The sequence below is a fragment of the Hydrogenophaga sp. PBL-H3 genome (assembly GCF_010104355.1).
In the GTDB taxonomy this organism is placed as follows: domain Bacteria; phylum Pseudomonadota; class Gammaproteobacteria; order Burkholderiales; family Burkholderiaceae_C; genus Hydrogenophaga.
In genome coordinates this window covers 1,102,710-1,118,248 of sequence record NZ_CP044972.1, presented here as the reverse complement: position 1 = coordinate 1,118,248, position 15,539 = coordinate 1,102,710, and the positions used below count along the sequence as shown (strand labels likewise).

The following is a 15,539-nucleotide window of genomic DNA, read 5'->3' as shown; positions in this document are numbered from 1 at the left end:
AACGCCAAGCCGTATGGGCGCGGCAGATTCTGATGGTGACCGAACGTTGTTCATAGATCCAGCAACAAGGATGGGGACTTGGCTCTTGAGACGCAGACCATGATGTGATCTGACTTCTCCTCTTCCAGCAATACCAGATCTCGATGATCGGCTTCGCCCTGAAGAAGCCGTGTCTTGCACGAGCCACAAGTACCGCTTTCACACGAGCTGGGAACGTGAATCCCATCAGCGCGGAGCGTGTCGAGAATGGACTTTCCTACCGGTACTGTGAATTTCTGACCACTGCTTTTAAGCTCCACCTCAAACGGCTGGTCATCGGCGTGGGGCTTCGTGTCCCCACCAAAACTTTCGGAGTGCACGGTGCTGCTGGGCCAATGACCCGTCATGTCCTTGATGGCATCCATCAGTGGCTTGGGACCGCAGAAATAAACGTGACGGCCCGTCGCTGCTCCAGCTTTCTCCAGCACCGGCCAAAGATCGAACGCATTGGCCGGATCTCCAAGGTCGTGGTGCACCACGACACTGGAAGAAAAGTCTGCGCCTCGCAACTCTTCAAGGAAGGCGCTTCCTGCGGGGTCTCGTGTCAGGTAGTACAACTTGAAGGGACGATCCCCCTGCGTACTGAGGTGCTGCGACATGGCCATCATGGGCGTGATGCCAATTCCGCCGGCGATCAGCACGAAGCTGCGCGCCTTGGGATCCAGCTCGAAGAGATTCTCGGGGAGACCCACCTCCACGGTGTGACCGATTTTGACGGTGTCAACCAAGCTCCTTGAGCCGCCTCTGCCATCGCGTTCGCGCTTGACGGCAATGACATAACGGTGGCGCTCTTCAGGGTCGTTGCTCAGGGAATATTGGCGAATGACGCCGATGGGTGTCTTGATGCGTATGTGTGCGCCAGCTGTGAAGGGGGGTAGAGACTCCCCGTCGGGGTGAACCAGCTCAAAACGCTGGATGTCTCGAGCAGCCGGCTCAGCACTCGCTACCACGAGGTTTAAAAAAACAGGATCGGATGACATGGGTATTCCTTGAGTTTTCCCTCTCGACACAAGGAGGGCTTTCGGTGCCAACAAGTGTTAGCCGGCTCGCGAGGATGCATTATCTTAGCTGGCTAAGTAAAATGCAAGAGGTGCACTAAGGCATCGCTCATGGCAGTTTTCCGTAAACGCGCGGCACGGGCAGGCCTGCCATCACATCGCGCATTTGGGCGTAAGGATCATGTCCATTCATTTTCGCCGCCTGGATCCGGTTCGTCACGGCCGCTACCCGCTGACCCGCGGGTCGCCCGAGCGCGATTCCCAGAAGTCGTGGACGACCGCCTTGGTTGTCTTGAAGTCGCGCGTGGCCATCTGTTGCGATGCCGTTTTGCCTATCCATTCCGCAGTCAAGCAGCCACGTCACGTTAAGTGCGACCGACACAACCAGGCTGCTCGGCGCGGTGCCCAGCTTGCGCAGTTTGCAGGCTGCGTACGCGGTTAGTACGGCGGTCTAAACGTACGAGGCGCTCTTGCGAACCAGGCCATCGGCTTGCTACGCACCCAGCTGACCAGCGACGAGAAGAGGGTTTTCAGTGTTGACAACGATCCAGCGGTTTGCAAGAATGCACAAGCTTAGGCCTCTAAGTAAACTACACGAAGCGCTCACGTCGGGTGCTCGCAGCCGATTCGTGACGGTATTGCCGGCGTCATGGGTCTTTTCTTCGATCCGGCTCGGTTCACGCCAAAAACCACATCAGGAGACATCAAATGCAACGAAGAACCCTAGCGGCAACTGCAGCGCTTGCCTTTTGCCTGGCGCCCCTGACTTCGCTGGCCCAACAAGCCTACCCATCCAAGGCTGTGAAATTCATCGTGCCATATGCGCCTGGCGGTCTCCCAGATTCAGTCGCGCGGGTTGTGGCGAAGCAGCTTGGTGATCGACTGGGCCAGTCAGTCGTGGTCGATAACCGACCTGGCGGGAATGGGGTGGTCGCGTACCAGACACTTTTGCAAAGCACGCCAAGTGACGGTCACGCTTTCATCGTTACAGACGGCTCGATGCTCTCGATCACGCCCTTGATCAACAAATCAGCCACTTATCAGGTAGGCAAGGACATCTTTCCCGTCTCATTGATTGCTCGCTCCCCCTTGTTCGTCGTGGCTCATCCCAGAACGGGGGTGAATACATTTGCAGAGTTTGTGAGCCTCGTAAAAAGCAAGCCCGATCAACTCACATACGGTTCATCAGGGATTGGAAGCACTCACCACTTGACGATGGAAGCGTTGAAAGCTGCATTGAACATCGACGTGCGTCATGTCCCGTACCGCGGGTCAGGTCAATCCACTCCCGCACTTGTTGGGGGCCAAGTTGACTTTTCCATCGCCGCACTTCCTTCCGTTCTGGGCTTCATCAAGAGCAATCAAGTGCGACTGCTGGCAAGCAACGCGCCGAAGCGCTCACCGCAAGCCCCGGACGTGCCGGCCATCGCGGAAACGGTCCCAGGATTCGACTTTTCGGTCGTGGTCGGTGTACTTGCGGCACCTGGTACGCCTCAGGCGGCCATCGATCGAATCAGCAAGGAGATAGCAGAGGTGGTGAAGTTGCCCGAAGTGGTGAAGACCTTCGAGGCCGCCGTGATTGAGCCGGTGGGTGCTGGCCCAGCAGAGTACGGGCGAGTGATTGCACTTGAAAACGAGTTGATGTCAAAGGCGGGCAAAGCGGCAAACTTGAAGTCTGAATGACTCTCTGTGCACCCGGGGCACTGCGAGTGAGTCTTTGATGGTGCCCGACTACACCTGGCTATTCATTCTTGGCGCGTTTGTACTGGGCGGAACTGTCAAGGGTGCGCTAGGCGTCGGGCTACCATTGGTGACAGTTCCAATGCTCTCGCTGTGGCTGCCCATTGGTCAAGCAATCGGCTTGATGGTGATGCCAGTTCTGCTGTCGAACCTGATTCAATCGCGGGAAGGGGCTGGGCTACGAGGCAACTTGCACCGCTTTGCGGGCATGATCGCAACGCAGTTTGCAGTCACAATCATCGCGGTGAGATTGACACTGGCAATGTCTCCTTCGGAGCTTGAAACCATGGTTGCTGTTTCCCTGCTGATCGCAGTGGGGTTGATGGCCTTTAGCCCGCAATTCACAGTCCACCCGCGGCACGAAGGCGCAGCTGGCATCGGAGTCGGAGCGTTGTCGGGTTTGCTTGGGGGTATCTCCTCGCTGACGGGGCCTTTGGTGATCGCCTACCTCATGGCTCTGCGACTGAACAGGGAGGCCTTCGTAGGCAGCATCAGTGTCATTTACTTGTGCGGCGCCATCCCTCTGTATGCCGCCATGCTTTACTTTGGCCGGATCGGCCTCGGAGATATTGGACTTTCCATTCTTGCCTTGGCTCCGATGGGGGCTGGCCTCTTGATTGGAAGAGCGTTGCGAACCCGCGTCAATGAAGCATTTTTTCGAAAACTTCTTCTGCTCTTCCTTACGGTGATCGCCATCCTTCTCCTGAGCTGAGCCACATGCAGACCGCATCCCATTTGCCCGCAATTCCACTGGTTTGGAATGATTCGCTGTTGTTGGGCTACGACCCAATGGACGCTTCACATCGCGAATTTGTTGAGGTCGTGACCGCACTTATGAACGCGACTGATGACCAACTCGGAGCGAGCCTTGAGTTGGTCGAACGGCACTTGCTCGAACACTTCAATACAGAAGACCGTTGGATGGCTGAAACCGATTACCCAGCGCGTGAATGCCATGTGAACGAACATGCTGCTGTACTTCGTTCTCTCCTACAAGTTAAGGAGCTTTGGTCGGAGGGAGATGCGGCGATCGTGCGCAGGTTCGGCAGCGAACTCTGCCAATGGTTTCCTGGGCATGCCGACTACCTGGACTCAGCCCTTTCGCACTGGATGAGCAAGATACGCATGGGTGGGAAACCCGTTGTAGTTCGCCGCAAACTCTCTTTTGCAGAGCACTCAATTTCTGAAACCAAGTGAGGCATTCTTGCTAGATACAGCCAACGATACTTCTGCTCAAGTCCAAATCGATGTAGAACGCGCCCTGCAAGAGGACGTTGGCTCTGGCGACGTGACCGCGGCTCTTGTACCAGAACTGCAGATGGTCACAGCCGCGATCATCTGCCGGGAAGAGGCAATCATTTGCGGCCGACCGTGGGTAGATGAAATTCTGCGCCGTGTGGCACCAACTTCGGTCGCTCAATGGTTCGTCGAAGATGGAGAGGCCTGCACATCTCGCCAGACCGTCGTGGAAATATCCGGACCCGCACGCGATCTGCTGACAGCAGAGCGGGCGTGCCTCAACTTTCTCCAAACACTGAGCGCGGTGGCTACGAAGACCGCCAAGTATGTGGAAGCCGTTTCAGGCACCAATTCTGTAGTTCTCGACACACGAAAGACGATTCCCGGACTGCGAGTCGCGCAGAAGTACGCGGTGCGTTGTGGCGGTGGATCCAACCACAGAATGGGGCTCTATGACGCGATCCTCATCAAAGAGAACCACATCGCCGCTTGCGGTGGGCTGACGGCCGCCTATGCAGCGGCCAAAAGGCTTTCCGACAAGGTTTCGTTCATCCAGGTTGAGGTGGAGACATTGACGCAGCTTCAAGAGGCCATCGACGCCGGAGTCAACATGGTTTTGCTCGACAACATGTCGCTTGAGCAAACGAAAGAGGCTGTTACGTTGGCAGCGGGACGATGCAGCTTGGAAGTCTCCGGAGGAGTTTCCCTCGACACAATTCGCCAGTGCGCCGAGACGGGGGTGGATCGAATTTCCGTCGGGGCTCTGATCAAAGACATTACGGCCATCGATTTTTCGATGCGCTTCTCGGAGAGGCCTGTGGAGGCGCTGCGCGCGAAGTAATGTGGAGGGTGTTGTCGAAGTAGACGATCGCCAGCGGCCAGATGATGCGTTCGGTGTACTCCCCGTTTCTGTCGGTGTACTGAACCAGCAGAGCTTCTTCGCGCCAATACGCTTCCCGGATGAGCGTGCGCGCCCACGGATTGGTGAACGATCCATTGCGTTCACTTCGTTCAAAACTGACCGACTGCAGTGGCTTTTTACTGGCAGTCCAGGTGATTCGGAAACGGACGTTGGATCGGCGTCGGCAAGCTTGCGGTGGCACTACAACTGCAGCACCTCCAGCAGCGGTCATTGGAGCCGGTGTCTTTTCGCCCTAGCCAACAGCCGCTTCATGGCCATCAGCGTGAAATCGCGTTGCAGCATCGAACGACGGCAGTCGCTGCACAGCCGTCTTTAGTATCTCGATGCCTTTTTGCTGACCCCGTCTCGGGAGTGAGGTAGCTGAGTGACGCATTTGGGTGCGGGCTGGCGCCTTGAAGATACCCCGCCAACATTTCATAAAACAGGGTAGTCGCCATCGCTTGCAAGGAATCGGGCGGGCGCTGAATCTCTCGCCTGTGAGTTGAAGCAACAACGACATATCACATCGGCCTCTGTCGACAACCACTCCCAGAGCGTCGGTACCAAGCCGCCGCTCACAGCCACCCAGGTGGCTATTCGCTGACCCGCTTTTGGCTTTTCGCTCGCCGCCACGACTTGTAGGGTCGGCACAACCTGTTCATGACGCTTCTGCCAAGACCGGTTGGGGTTTGTCTGTGGCCATTACACAGGTGACGAGTTTGGATGCACACACAAGGAAACATCCTGTGATTCCACCCTCCTCAACCCACGCCTGCTTCCAATGCGCAAAACCCCTTGGTCTGATCCCCTTCGCTGGCGCCAGACTGATCGGCTGGACACCTGGCCAACTGGACAAGACCTTTCGCTGCGGCCAGTCGGGTGACATGCCCCAACCCATCCGGTTTGGCAAGACCCGCTACTTTCGCACCGTTGAGCTTTTGCGCTGGCTTGACGGTCAAGCGAACGGCGCGAGCTCGGTTGCGCCAGCCAATGCTCCCGGTGAAGGCTGTGCAGTATCAGCGCCGCATCGCAAACGCAGAGGAAGCCCACCCAACACGCCTTGAACTGCAACCCCATGTTGATGCGCGCCTCTGCACCATCCGAGGTTCCGCGAGATTGTCTGCCTGGTGTCTGCGCGTGGAGCCAGAGGGCGTGGCATCTGACGATTGCGCAGACGACCCTCAGCTGGCACTGAGGGATTCGCCAACTGCATCGCTGGCGAGCCACTCAAGGAAGCGACGCTGAACCATGTCATGGGTGTTCACATTGTTCGAGCGGCCCTCAAAGGGTGCGTGAATGTGAACGTAAAGGGTGTGTTGGCGAGCGTACGACTCGCCGCCATGCCGCTCGCTGCGGCGAACACTGCGCCATGGCAGCTCTTGCGGGTATGGGATGAGGGCACGCACCTTGGCCGGGTCAACGAGTTGACCCACCCACGAATAGAGCGTGCAGAGCTCACCTGCGTCCATGCTGCGCAATTCGATGATGAGGCGCTCGGTGGCCAGCGTATGGATGCCGACATCGATGCGGTGCACGAGCCCAACTTGGCGCATGTACGGTAACACCGGCTTCTGTGACGCGTGCTGGGCTGAAGGTCGCGTGGGTGAGATCTGTTTCGAGCCCATTGGCTCACGGCGGTAAATTGGTTGGGTCGCAAGGGTTGGCATGTGGTGATCTCCTTGCCAACAAGCTCTCACGAATCGCTTCCAAGTCAAGCCCTGAGATTGCGCTTCTTGCGAGTGCACTGGTCCTGACGGTGATACGGCCCATCGACAGGGACGTCGGCCGGGCGTCAGTTGCAGCAGCGTTGGTGCATGACCGCACACCAGCCAACTCTGACCAACGCCGCCAGCAAACGGTCGGCGCTCAACCTTCTGCAACTCACGTTCGGATGCCTCAGACAAAAGGAAGCACCAGGCCCACGGGCCGACCCGCATCGCTCCAACGCCGGTCATATGCGGTGGTGGTCGTGATGCAGGCGTGCCCCAGGAAATGCCGGACCTCGTTGAGATCCGCGCGTTCGCGCAAGGCCAGCGTGGCAGCCGTCACCCGCAACGCGTGCGCAGAAAACCGCTCACCCACCACCCCGATCTGCGCCAGGTACGGCTGCACGATGCGCTGGGCCACCGCCCCGGCGGTGAGCGCGGCAGGCCTCCCGGTGGTTTTGTGCGAGGCGCTGGTGCCAGGTGCCGCTGTGTTGGTTGTGGCCGCGCCAGGTGAGTCAGAGCGCGGCCCGCTGCATCGCGGGACAAGCTGCCCCTGCGCCTCAGCGCTCCTCGCAGGACCTGGGGCGCCGCCCGCGGGACGGCCCACCGCCGGGGCGCGGGTGGGCTTGGTGGTGCGCCGGCGCATGACCACTTCCCCACCACCCACACCCCGGCCCACCCCCCTGCCCTCCTCTGCGCCGCAGTGTCTTGCAGCGTCGCCATCGTGCGAAGTCTCGGACTTGCGCTCTCCAGCCTGCATCCGCACGAACAAGCGCGCCTCGCTATGGGACGATGCGCCCCGCATGGCCAGGTAGTCCAGCACCCGTTGACGCAGCAGCGGCGCCACCGCGATGAAGCGCGTCTTGCCGCCCTTGCCCATCACGCGCAGGTGCGGTACGCCAGCTCGCTGCACATCACAATCCCGCACCCTGAGGGCCACCACCTCCGCGCGGCGCAGGCCGCCCAGCAGCATGACGGCCAGGATCGCACGGTCCCGCAGACCTTTGAGCGTGTTCGCGTCGGGCGCCTCCAGCAGGGCCTGCGCCTGCTCCAGCGACAGCGCCGGGGTCTTGCCCTCATGGCTCTCCAGGCGCGGCCTGCGCACGCCGCGCGCCGGGTTCGTGGGGATGAGCTGCTCATCGACCAGATGCTCCAGCAGCGAGGACAGGGCTGCGAGCTTTCGCCGCTGCGTGCTCGGCGACAGGCCCTGGGCCTGCAGGTGGTGGCGCCAGGCCAGCACATGGGAGCGTGCGACCTGCAGCAACTCGGACGGGGTCTGCAACCCCGAGAACGCCGCAAAGTCCCGCACGTCGGCGGCGTAGGCGCGCCGGGTGCAGGCGCTGGCGAAGTTGGCCAGCCACTGGGTCTCGATGGTCATGAGGCCCAGCTGTGCGAAACGTCTGGCGCCTGCGGCAAGCTCGGGCCAGCACGGGGGCCTGTGGATTTGAGAGGCAATGGAATCGGAGGGGTGTTCGTGAGAGTGCATTGACGGTGGGTGTCTCCCCTTCCCTGCACGCTGCAGAAAATCTGGGGGTCCCTGTATCGATAACATGTGTTTCCGATACGTCAAGGGCAGGAGCCAAGGCGGCTGAAGTTTTCAGCGACACAACGGAGGTCATGTGTGCAGCGCGAGCCGTCCTTTACTTTGCTGAACTTCGCGCCCGCAAGTGGTCGTTCAACTTTAGGGCGAGGGGACGACAAGGACTGGCGTTACATTCTGGAACAGAGGCTGGAGGAACAGCCTGACGGACCAAGGGAGGACGCAGTGCACATCGAATGCATTTTTCTCAGGAGCATTCGCTGCTTCGGACCACTAGGGGCTGAGTTCAAGCCAGAAGACTGCGTTCAGCTGAAGGCCGGGGACCGCGATCGCGTCCAGTTCATCTATCTGCTTGCGCCTCGCGATGGGGAGTCGCTGGTGGCGTCATTTCTAAGGGCAGACTCTGGCGAGCAATCCAATGGTCGGACAAGGTCAAGACTACGCTATCAGCTTAGTCAACGGCCTCTGTGCCCACGACGAGGCACGACTGGCCGGTCAGACTGTCAAAGAGCCAATCGGATTTTGAACCCAGGACCGGAAACATGCTTCTGAACCATCTCCCGATTGAGTTTTCCTCCGCCCAGTTCACGGGCTATCGAATTCGGTACGTAGACAAGGGGCAGCTTCGTGCGCTTCGCGAGAAGCTGACGCGAACGCATTTCGTGCTGCGCGAAGGGGACGACGTGCTTCTCTTCCCATACGAGGAGAACACGCCGACTGATGGAACGTGCAGCCTCTTCGACACAGGCACCGACTTCTCCGTCGCGAACGCGCTTGCACGAAACGGCCTGCTGCTCCGCTTCTACAATCAGAACAGGAGCATCTCAGGCGTCCGACCGGTCAGTTTCGTAAGGGACAACGAGAACCTGCTTAAGGGCGACGCTGGGCGCTTCTTCGCTATCTACCCTGAGTACTCATTCGACATTCGGCCGCTGGCGCCACAAGACGGCTCGTTTGTAAACGGCGTCCTCGTCAACTTCAATGCCCGTTTCCTCATCAAGCCGTCGTTGGATGACCTCATAGCGCAAGGCCTGGACCCCCGCGGCCTTTATGTGATGAAGCAGGCAGAGCGCGAGAATCCGTACATCCTGCCCATGTTCAACCGACGTTTGGTTGGTCGGGTTCAGGAGATTGTTGGGGGCCTCGCAAAGCTGGTTGACGAGCGCGAACAGGATGTACCTGCGCAGCAGCTGCATGTCGAGGCGAACCTGGCGAACTTCGAACGAGTCGGACGGGCGCTCTTGGGCCGCGACTACGATATGGTTTCTCGGCAAGTCATCCCGACGTTGTTTGCGGTCTCCGGCGCGGAGAAGCAGCTGGCGAGACTTCAGCAGCTGCTGGGATCGTTCAAGGACCTGCAGGGCGATATCCCATGCTGTGCCGGCATGACCGTCAAACTTGCGGGAGGCTTGACTGAGGTGCCCTACGGCGACCAGGTGGGTCATTTTAGAAGGCTCAGTTCCCCACAGTGCAGCCTCAAGCCTGGCGGCACCATCACCGTGTCGTGGCCAGTCGACGGCAAGCTGAACACCAACGGTCCCTTCGACACCGACTCGTTCTCACGAAAGGAGCCAAAGATTGGCATCCTGTTCCCCGAAGAGAACAAGGGGCGCGTTGAGGAGCTAGCGGCAAAGCTTCGCGACGGCGTCCCATCAGACGGTCCGAAGGAGTCCGCCTTTCCGCAGGGCATGCCTCGGAAGTACCGGCTGAGGCGCATGACCTACGCGCCGACGACCATCAGATTGGCTGGAGACCGGGCGGCGGCCTATAAGGCTGCTTCACTAGAAGCGGCGCAGCAAGACCTGGACTTGGCACTTGTCGTCATTTCCGAGAGCGACAAGAAGCTGTTGGGCCCTGCAAGCCCGTACTACACCGCCAAAGCGACCTTGATGTCCCAGGGGGTGCCCGTGCAGGCCATCACGATGGAGACCATCAACAAGCTCAATCCATACATGCTGAACAATCTTGCGCTGTCGCTCTACGCCAAGCTAGGCGGCATACCCTGGACGCTCTCCGTGCAGCAGCGGCTAGTGCACGAAATCATCGTGGGCATCGGGAGCGCGCGAGTCGGGTTTGACAGGCTTTCTGAACGGGAGCGGCTCGTCGGCATAACGACGGTTTTCAGCGGTGACGGCAGCTATCTGCTCGGCAACGCGACCACCGAGGCCAGCTCCGAGGATTACAAGATTCGCTTACTAGAGTCGCTCCGTGGGACCCTCTCGGAGCTTCGAAGGAGGTTCGGGTGGCAAAGCGGCGACAAGCTGCGAATCATCTTTCACCAGTCCTTCAAACGGTACAAGGAGACCGAGGCCGCTGCGGTATCTGACCTCATCTCTGAACTTGACGAGTTTGAGGTCGAGTTTGCTTTCGTCCAGGTGAGCAGTGACCACGACTGGAAACTGTTCGATGAAGGTGCGCAGGGTGCGAGGTACCAGTCGTCGAGGTTGAAGGGCGCCAAGGTGCCCGACCGCGGCGTCATCGTTCCCCTCGGCCCCCGTGCAGCCCTGGTGACCTTGGTGGGGCCACAGCAGCTCAAAACCGACTTGCAAGGGTGTCCGAGTCCTATCCTCGTGAGCATCCATCCCAGTTCCACGTTCAGGGACCTCGCGTATGTGACGAAACAGGTGTTCGACCTTACGTTCATGTCCTGGCGCTCATTCAACCCGTCGACCCAGCCGGTGTCGGTGTCCTATCCCAACATGGTGGTCGACCTGCTTGGGAACCTGCGCCAAGTCCCGAACTTCAATCCGGACATCCTGACCACCAAGCTCAGGGAGAGCAGGTGGTTCCTGTGATGGAAGCCCTCATCGCACCGGTACTTGAGAGGCTGAGAACCGATATCTCAGCCGCCAACGTGGCAGGCAACATCGAAGGCCTGTTGGCTCGCCATCTGCTTGGTGACGACCCAAGGCTTGGGTTCGACTGGAGTGTTGACTGCGGCCCGGTCTGGCTGGAAAGCAGCTATGACCCGAGCAGCCTCCCGAGCGTCGCGGCCCTGGCATTCACCGTTGCCCGGCGCTCGAACGAGACGATGCTGACGAGTCTCGAAACCGGGTTAAAGAGGGCCATAGGACGAGATGCATCGGCGGCGGCCAGCAGCGTGGCACTGCACAGCCCACCGGTGCTGGTTGGACTCATACTCGCCGCGGAGCATTTCAAGGAGCGTAAGCCGCACTACCTGAGTTGGTGCCGCGACGTCATTCAAGCGCTGCGAGTGACGTCGAGCGGCAAGGTGGATGCGTTGGTCGTGTACGCGGGGGTCCTTGCAGGGGTGGCGATGCCCACGTCCGTCAATGTCGAAGGCAGTAGTGCATCTGAACTGGCTGCACAAGAATGGCTGCTATCGCTCCCGAGTGCGGAGGCGAGGCCAGCAGCACAACGAAAAGCGCTCAAACAGGCCCTTGTCGAGCAAGCGATGCGAGAGGACATAGGCAACCGTACCGCGCACGATGCCGCTCTTATTTGGCACGCCGTGCAATGCGCAATCTCCGAGGCCACCAGCGACCTGCTGCGCTCCCCTGCGACCGTGGTGCATATGCTGGAGCAGTTCGAGTCGAGCATGAAGCGCTGGCGCTGGGACCCATCGGCGTTGAAGACTCCCATACGCTGGCCGTTGCTGAGCGAGCGCGAGGTCCAAGACATCCTGTACCTGATGCTTCGGCCAGTATTTCTCGACCTTGAAGATGAAGACACGCTGCCGAAGTTTGGGCACTCGACCTACCGCGCAGACTTCGGTATCCCAAGTCTCGGTCTCTTGGTCGAAGCGAAGTACTCGCGGTCGGCTGCAGACTTCAAGGCCATCGAGAAAGAGGTGTTGGAGGATATCGTTCCCTACCTTCAGACGCCAGAGCGGTACAGCCGAATCGTCGTATTTATCTACGACCATTCGGCCAGCGTCCAAGTTCACGAGACTACTGCCCGCGCCCTTCGTCGCGCACCTGGCATCGAGGGCGTTGTCATCGCCAGTCGCCCGTCTCACCTCCCAGTTGAGCAGTTGACCGTAGCCTCGGAGACAAAGCCTACCGGCAGGGCGAAGGGCCCTGCCAAGCCTGCTTCGAAGAAGTCCCTCAAAAGTTAGGCATGAGCAGCGGCAGCGGCACTACGCAGTAAGCAGTAAGCAGTAAGCAGTAAGCAACCCTGCATTAAAGGACCTACCTTGGATGACCTAACCGAGTCTGCCTACCTCGAGCACTGGCGTGAGATGCGTCCGAATGTCGTTGATGGCTTCATCAAGCTAAAGCTTGTGCATGCGGAGGGCGCGTCACTGCTCGTCCCCGATCTGTTGGCGGTGGACCTTGGCGGGATGCGCTGGTTTCAGCCTAAGTACTTCTACGCTCCATTGCTGTCCTTCTGGGACGACTATGCGGCAGTTGACATTCAACTCGAGGTGAGCGGCGGTCCCGAGGTAAGCGTTGGGTTCACTTCTGCCGGGTTCGTCGCATCGCTAAGCGACTCATCGCAGGTATACCGCTGCTTGATATCCGGCCATGCCGACCTTGCGCAGACGGCCGACGGGACATGCTCGATGGACGCGACCGGCGACATTCGGCTTGACCTCTTTCATCACACCACCGACCAAGCAGCGGCTGCGATACGGGCTTCCGGCCACTTTCGCGGATCCTACTGGAACGTGCAGGGCACGCGGGAACTCAAGAACGTCGCGTATGCGTACTTCACCAGCCTTCAGCGGATTGCGTCGGAGGCGGACCTGGTCAGGATTGCCATGGCGTCCGCCGGTCATATCGGTCTCCTCCGGACAAACGCGGTGTCGAGGAGAGAGGCCATCCCGCTCAAGGTCTATCGCCAGTCAACCTCGGACCGAACAGCGACCGTTCCTGTCTCGATACCGGCGAGCTTGGTGGCGCCGCAGCACATCTATCGACATGCGCCGCGGAGTCAGGCGGTGTACTTCGAGGCCTGCAGCCCCGACATCTACCGGGTGGGGCTGCAGCCAGAGAAGGTCGCGCCATTCGCGGACGGCTTGCTCACTGTGCCTGAGGCGGACCGGAAGCGCTTTGAGTTCATGGTGCTGGGCGATGCAGACACCGAGGTCGGGCTGATTGCACCGTTCGATGAGGAGGAGACCAAGTCGCTCCTGCACATCGAGGCCTGCACGGAGCATTCTCTCTTCGACTTCTGGCGTGGACATTCCAACCGCGACCTGGTCACGGGTCGTGCGCCAGAGCTGCTGGTGTTCAAAGACGGTGGCAAGACCGAAACCTGAGTGGCAAACAGCAAGCGTAACGTATCCCCGCAATGACATTGAAGCGTAGAAGAAGCCGGGAAGATGTCAGCGGGAGACGCGGCCTGGTCTTCCGAATCCTGAACTTTTCTGACCATTCCGGAGAAGAGCGCCGCGACTTTGTCGTGGCACAAGGCGACGTCGGGGAGTCAACGCCAGTGCGAGCCTCGACATCCAGGGTCGGAGCCGTTCCTCGCGCTTGCCGTCGTGGAGAGCTAAACGGCGGGATTAAAGCAGTCAGATTTCCTTCTACTCTGAGATGTCGATGGCGTCACCCGATCAATCCGAAGTCCCGGGTGCTGACGCGAAATGACTAGCATTTTCGCTTGCCCCGTACCTATGACACCCGGGACTCTTTAGGCAGGGCTTGCGATCGTTGGAAGTGGCCTTCCGATCTGCGCAAAGTGCTCCTTAAACCCGTGGTTGCAGTAGTGGTGGGTTAGTTGTGCATTACCCGGACCCGAATGCCCGCCGTCGGAGCGGCGCTCTATGTGGTCATCACTCGCGTGAGCGAGAACTAGTCGCGCCTTGCAAATTCCGCACCGCGGTGCAGTAGCCAGACTCGCTTTTATTCGCGCGGCGCTGCGCGTCTCCTTCCAAGCGTCAGGACGCTCTGTGGCGTCCCTTAAAGCCTCCGGCAACGCAGACGAAAATTCGCCAAGTATTTCTGCCTCTGTCTTGCCTGCGTCCAGGCCATCCAGAATTTTTCGCAGAAGTGCCTTGATCGGTTCGAGACTGCGCTTCCAGCCGCCATACCGCGTCAAGATCTGTTGACCGAGATTGCCTCGGCCGATCAGCATTTCCTCCAAGTCTGCCCTGTGTAGGGTGAACTTCGCCAGTTCGTTCGACGCGATCAGGTCTTGAACAAATGACACCACTGCCAGGAACATGCTAGGGCGATGGTTTCCGGTGGTCCCCCAAAAGTAGATGGCCGGATGCAAGCTTAGGGAGGCCGGTTCATCTCCAGCGACGTACTTGACTACACCCCATACCTTCGCAAGGACTCGTGACGTTTGGCTGCCGTCGTGGTCAGGAGGTATGTTTTTTGACCCTCCCTTCATCCCCGTGGCGATGTTAACCAACTCGAGCGCCATACGTAGGCCATTAGCCGTCTGTGCCATACCCGCAGGTTGTAGTTCAGCATGCGTATGTGGCTGTGCGCTTTCTGGCTCGAAGATTGCGTCGTAGATGCGCGTTGCATATCGCTCAATCTCCTCAACATACTGCGGCTCGAAAGCCCCCCAATAGGCATGGCCACGTCCGGCGCTTACCAAGGCTCGGGCAGCCACCACGTTTGGTGCTTTGCGCTCCTCGATCATGTAGCGCTCTGTGGGATCAATCTCGACTGACCGCTGGTTAATATCGAGGAACGACTGCAGCGCAACATCCGCATCGCCGACAACCCACTGTGTTTCAACAGGCTGAGCGATGTTCGTACTCCATTCGAGTTGCTCAGGGGTTCGGGTCGGCAACTTGGTCAGTTTCTGCAACTCTGCATATTCCAGGCCCTCGGCTTTAATTTGTACGCGACATTTGTGTGCTGCTTCTCGCTGAGACTTCGGAATTTGGTGCTTGAAAAAGGCTTGAGACAGTGACCCGTCACCGTAGTCGTCGTTGACCCACGCGACGAAGACGCTCAACCGGTGAGCACCATCAATGACAAACGTGGAACCATCCGCAGACCACAGAATGACCGCCGGAATCAGGTGGCCGTTGCGGAAGCTGCGGACCAACGAAACTACGTTGTCAACTCCCCAGTCGTTCGTCTCGCGCTGAAACAAAGGTTTGCGAAGCAGCCCGTAGAAGTGACGGCCCAACTCCAGCTCGGTCACCTGAATGACGCCCTTCCCAGACTTGGGCTTCTTCGCCTCTACGTCATCTCTCGGGATCAGTGCGTCGAGGTTGACGGTCTCCCTTTGCTTTGCTGCCATATCTTTCCTTAAACATGCGATTCAACTGGGAAATCGTAGCAGTCCAAGCATTGGCCAAAGGTGCCGGCAGCGCGAAGGAGCGAACGTCGCCGCTTCAAGGACGAACCGCTCATTCCAGCAACCGTCGGTGGGTGGTATCACTGGTCATTCTCGACATCTTGGTCCTTACGGTGCTCGTCTTCACCGACCTGATCGCATCCATC

Annotated in this window: 12 protein-coding genes; 7 read left to right on the top strand and 5 right to left on the bottom strand. The window is 59.1% G+C overall.

Annotation, left to right across the window (positions count from 1 at the left end; translation table 11 throughout):
* Positions 1-50: 50 nt before the first annotated feature.
* Positions 51-1,019 (bottom strand): PDR/VanB family oxidoreductase, encoded by a 969-nt coding sequence (locus tag F9Z44_RS05430; RefSeq protein ID WP_159604253.1) that lies wholly within the window; start codon positions 1,017-1,019, stop codon positions 51-53.
* Between the two features lie 726 nt (positions 1,020-1,745).
* On the opposite strand from F9Z44_RS05430, the gene F9Z44_RS05425 reads away from it, so the two are divergent.
* The 4 genes from F9Z44_RS05425 to nadC are packed head-to-tail and all read left to right on the top strand — an operon-like array spanning position 1,746 to position 4,857.
* On the top strand, positions 1,746-2,720 hold the full coding sequence (locus F9Z44_RS05425; RefSeq protein WP_159604252.1) for a Bug family tripartite tricarboxylate transporter substrate binding protein: 975 nt from the start codon (positions 1,746-1,748) through the stop codon (positions 2,718-2,720).
* A gap of 37 nt (positions 2,721-2,757) precedes the next feature.
* A complete protein-coding gene (locus F9Z44_RS05420) occupies positions 2,758-3,489 on the top strand; it encodes a sulfite exporter TauE/SafE family protein (RefSeq protein ID WP_159604251.1) in 732 nt (243 codons plus the stop codon).
* Between the two features lie 5 nt (positions 3,490-3,494).
* Positions 3,495-3,974 (top strand): bacteriohemerythrin, encoded by a 480-nt coding sequence (locus F9Z44_RS05415; protein ID WP_159604250.1) that lies wholly within the window; start codon positions 3,495-3,497, stop codon positions 3,972-3,974.
* 7 nt (positions 3,975-3,981) lie between these two features.
* Positions 3,982-4,857, top strand: coding sequence for a carboxylating nicotinate-nucleotide diphosphorylase (nadC, locus tag F9Z44_RS05410; RefSeq protein WP_201450012.1), 876 nt, complete (start codon positions 3,982-3,984; stop codon positions 4,855-4,857).
* Here nadC and F9Z44_RS23265 read toward each other — a convergent pair.
* From F9Z44_RS23265 to F9Z44_RS05400, 3 genes are all read right to left on the bottom strand, one after another.
* A complete protein-coding gene (locus F9Z44_RS23265; protein ID WP_442907248.1) occupies positions 4,793-5,149 on the bottom strand; it encodes a WYL domain-containing protein in 357 nt (118 codons plus the stop codon). The genes nadC and F9Z44_RS23265 overlap by 65 nt on opposite strands.
* A 949-nt stretch (positions 5,150-6,098) precedes the next feature.
* On the bottom strand, positions 6,099-6,584 hold the full coding sequence (locus F9Z44_RS05405) for a hypothetical protein (protein WP_159604249.1): 486 nt from the start codon (positions 6,582-6,584) through the stop codon (positions 6,099-6,101).
* 229 nt (positions 6,585-6,813) lie between these two features.
* Positions 6,814-8,001 carry a tyrosine-type recombinase/integrase gene (locus F9Z44_RS05400; RefSeq protein ID WP_159604248.1) on the bottom strand — a complete coding sequence of 396 codons (1,188 nt, stop codon included), beginning with the start codon at positions 7,999-8,001 and terminating at the stop codon, positions 6,814-6,816.
* A 704-nt stretch (positions 8,002-8,705) separates the two neighbouring features.
* On the opposite strand from F9Z44_RS05400, the gene F9Z44_RS05395 reads away from it, so the two are divergent.
* The 3 genes from F9Z44_RS05395 (at position 8,706) to F9Z44_RS05385 (ending at position 13,387) form a co-directional block, all read left to right on the top strand.
* Positions 8,706-10,958 carry an argonaute/piwi family protein gene (locus tag F9Z44_RS05395; protein ID WP_159604247.1) on the top strand — a complete coding sequence of 751 codons (2,253 nt, stop codon included), beginning with the start codon at positions 8,706-8,708 and terminating at the stop codon, positions 10,956-10,958.
* Positions 10,958-12,241: a hypothetical protein gene (locus tag F9Z44_RS05390; protein ID WP_159604246.1), complete on the top strand. Its 1,284-nt coding sequence runs from the start codon at positions 10,958-10,960 to the stop codon at positions 12,239-12,241. Before F9Z44_RS05395 ends, F9Z44_RS05390 begins: the two co-directional genes overlap by 1 nt.
* A 78-nt stretch (positions 12,242-12,319) precedes the next feature.
* Positions 12,320-13,387: a hypothetical protein gene (locus tag F9Z44_RS05385; protein ID WP_159604245.1), complete on the top strand. Its 1,068-nt coding sequence runs from the start codon at positions 12,320-12,322 to the stop codon at positions 13,385-13,387.
* Between the two features lie 374 nt (positions 13,388-13,761).
* On the opposite strand, the gene F9Z44_RS05380 is transcribed toward F9Z44_RS05385, so the two are convergent.
* Positions 13,762-15,336, bottom strand: coding sequence for an HNH endonuclease family protein (locus F9Z44_RS05380; RefSeq protein ID WP_159604243.1), 1,575 nt, complete (start codon positions 15,334-15,336; stop codon positions 13,762-13,764).
* Positions 15,337-15,539: the final 203 nt, after the last annotated feature.

What these genes read in the sequence shown, in the direction of transcription:
- F9Z44_RS05400 (WP_159604248.1), bottom strand. Translation starts at nt 8,001, where the DNA reads ATGACCATCGAGACCCAGTGGCTGGCCAACTTCGCCAGCGCCTGCACC.
- F9Z44_RS05395 (WP_159604247.1), top strand. Translation starts at nt 8,706, where the DNA reads ATGCTTCTGAACCATCTCCCGATTGAGTTTTCCTCCGCCCAGTTCACG.
- F9Z44_RS05405 (WP_159604249.1), bottom strand. Translation starts at nt 6,584, where the DNA reads ATGCCAACCCTTGCGACCCAACCAATTTACCGCCGTGAGCCAATGGGC.
- F9Z44_RS05430 (WP_159604253.1), bottom strand. Translation starts at nt 1,019, where the DNA reads ATGTCATCCGATCCTGTTTTTTTAAACCTCGTGGTAGCGAGTGCTGAG.
- F9Z44_RS05390 (WP_159604246.1), top strand. Translation starts at nt 10,958, where the DNA reads ATGGAAGCCCTCATCGCACCGGTACTTGAGAGGCTGAGAACCGATATC.
- F9Z44_RS05425 (WP_159604252.1), top strand. Translation starts at nt 1,746, where the DNA reads ATGCAACGAAGAACCCTAGCGGCAACTGCAGCGCTTGCCTTTTGCCTG.
- F9Z44_RS05420 (WP_159604251.1), top strand. Translation starts at nt 2,758, where the DNA reads ATGGTGCCCGACTACACCTGGCTATTCATTCTTGGCGCGTTTGTACTG.
- F9Z44_RS05380 (WP_159604243.1), bottom strand. Translation starts at nt 15,336, where the DNA reads ATGGCAGCAAAGCAAAGGGAGACCGTCAACCTCGACGCACTGATCCCG.
- F9Z44_RS23265 (WP_442907248.1), bottom strand. Translation starts at nt 5,149, where the DNA reads ATGACCGCTGCTGGAGGTGCTGCAGTTGTAGTGCCACCGCAAGCTTGC.
- F9Z44_RS05415 (WP_159604250.1), top strand. Translation starts at nt 3,495, where the DNA reads ATGCAGACCGCATCCCATTTGCCCGCAATTCCACTGGTTTGGAATGAT.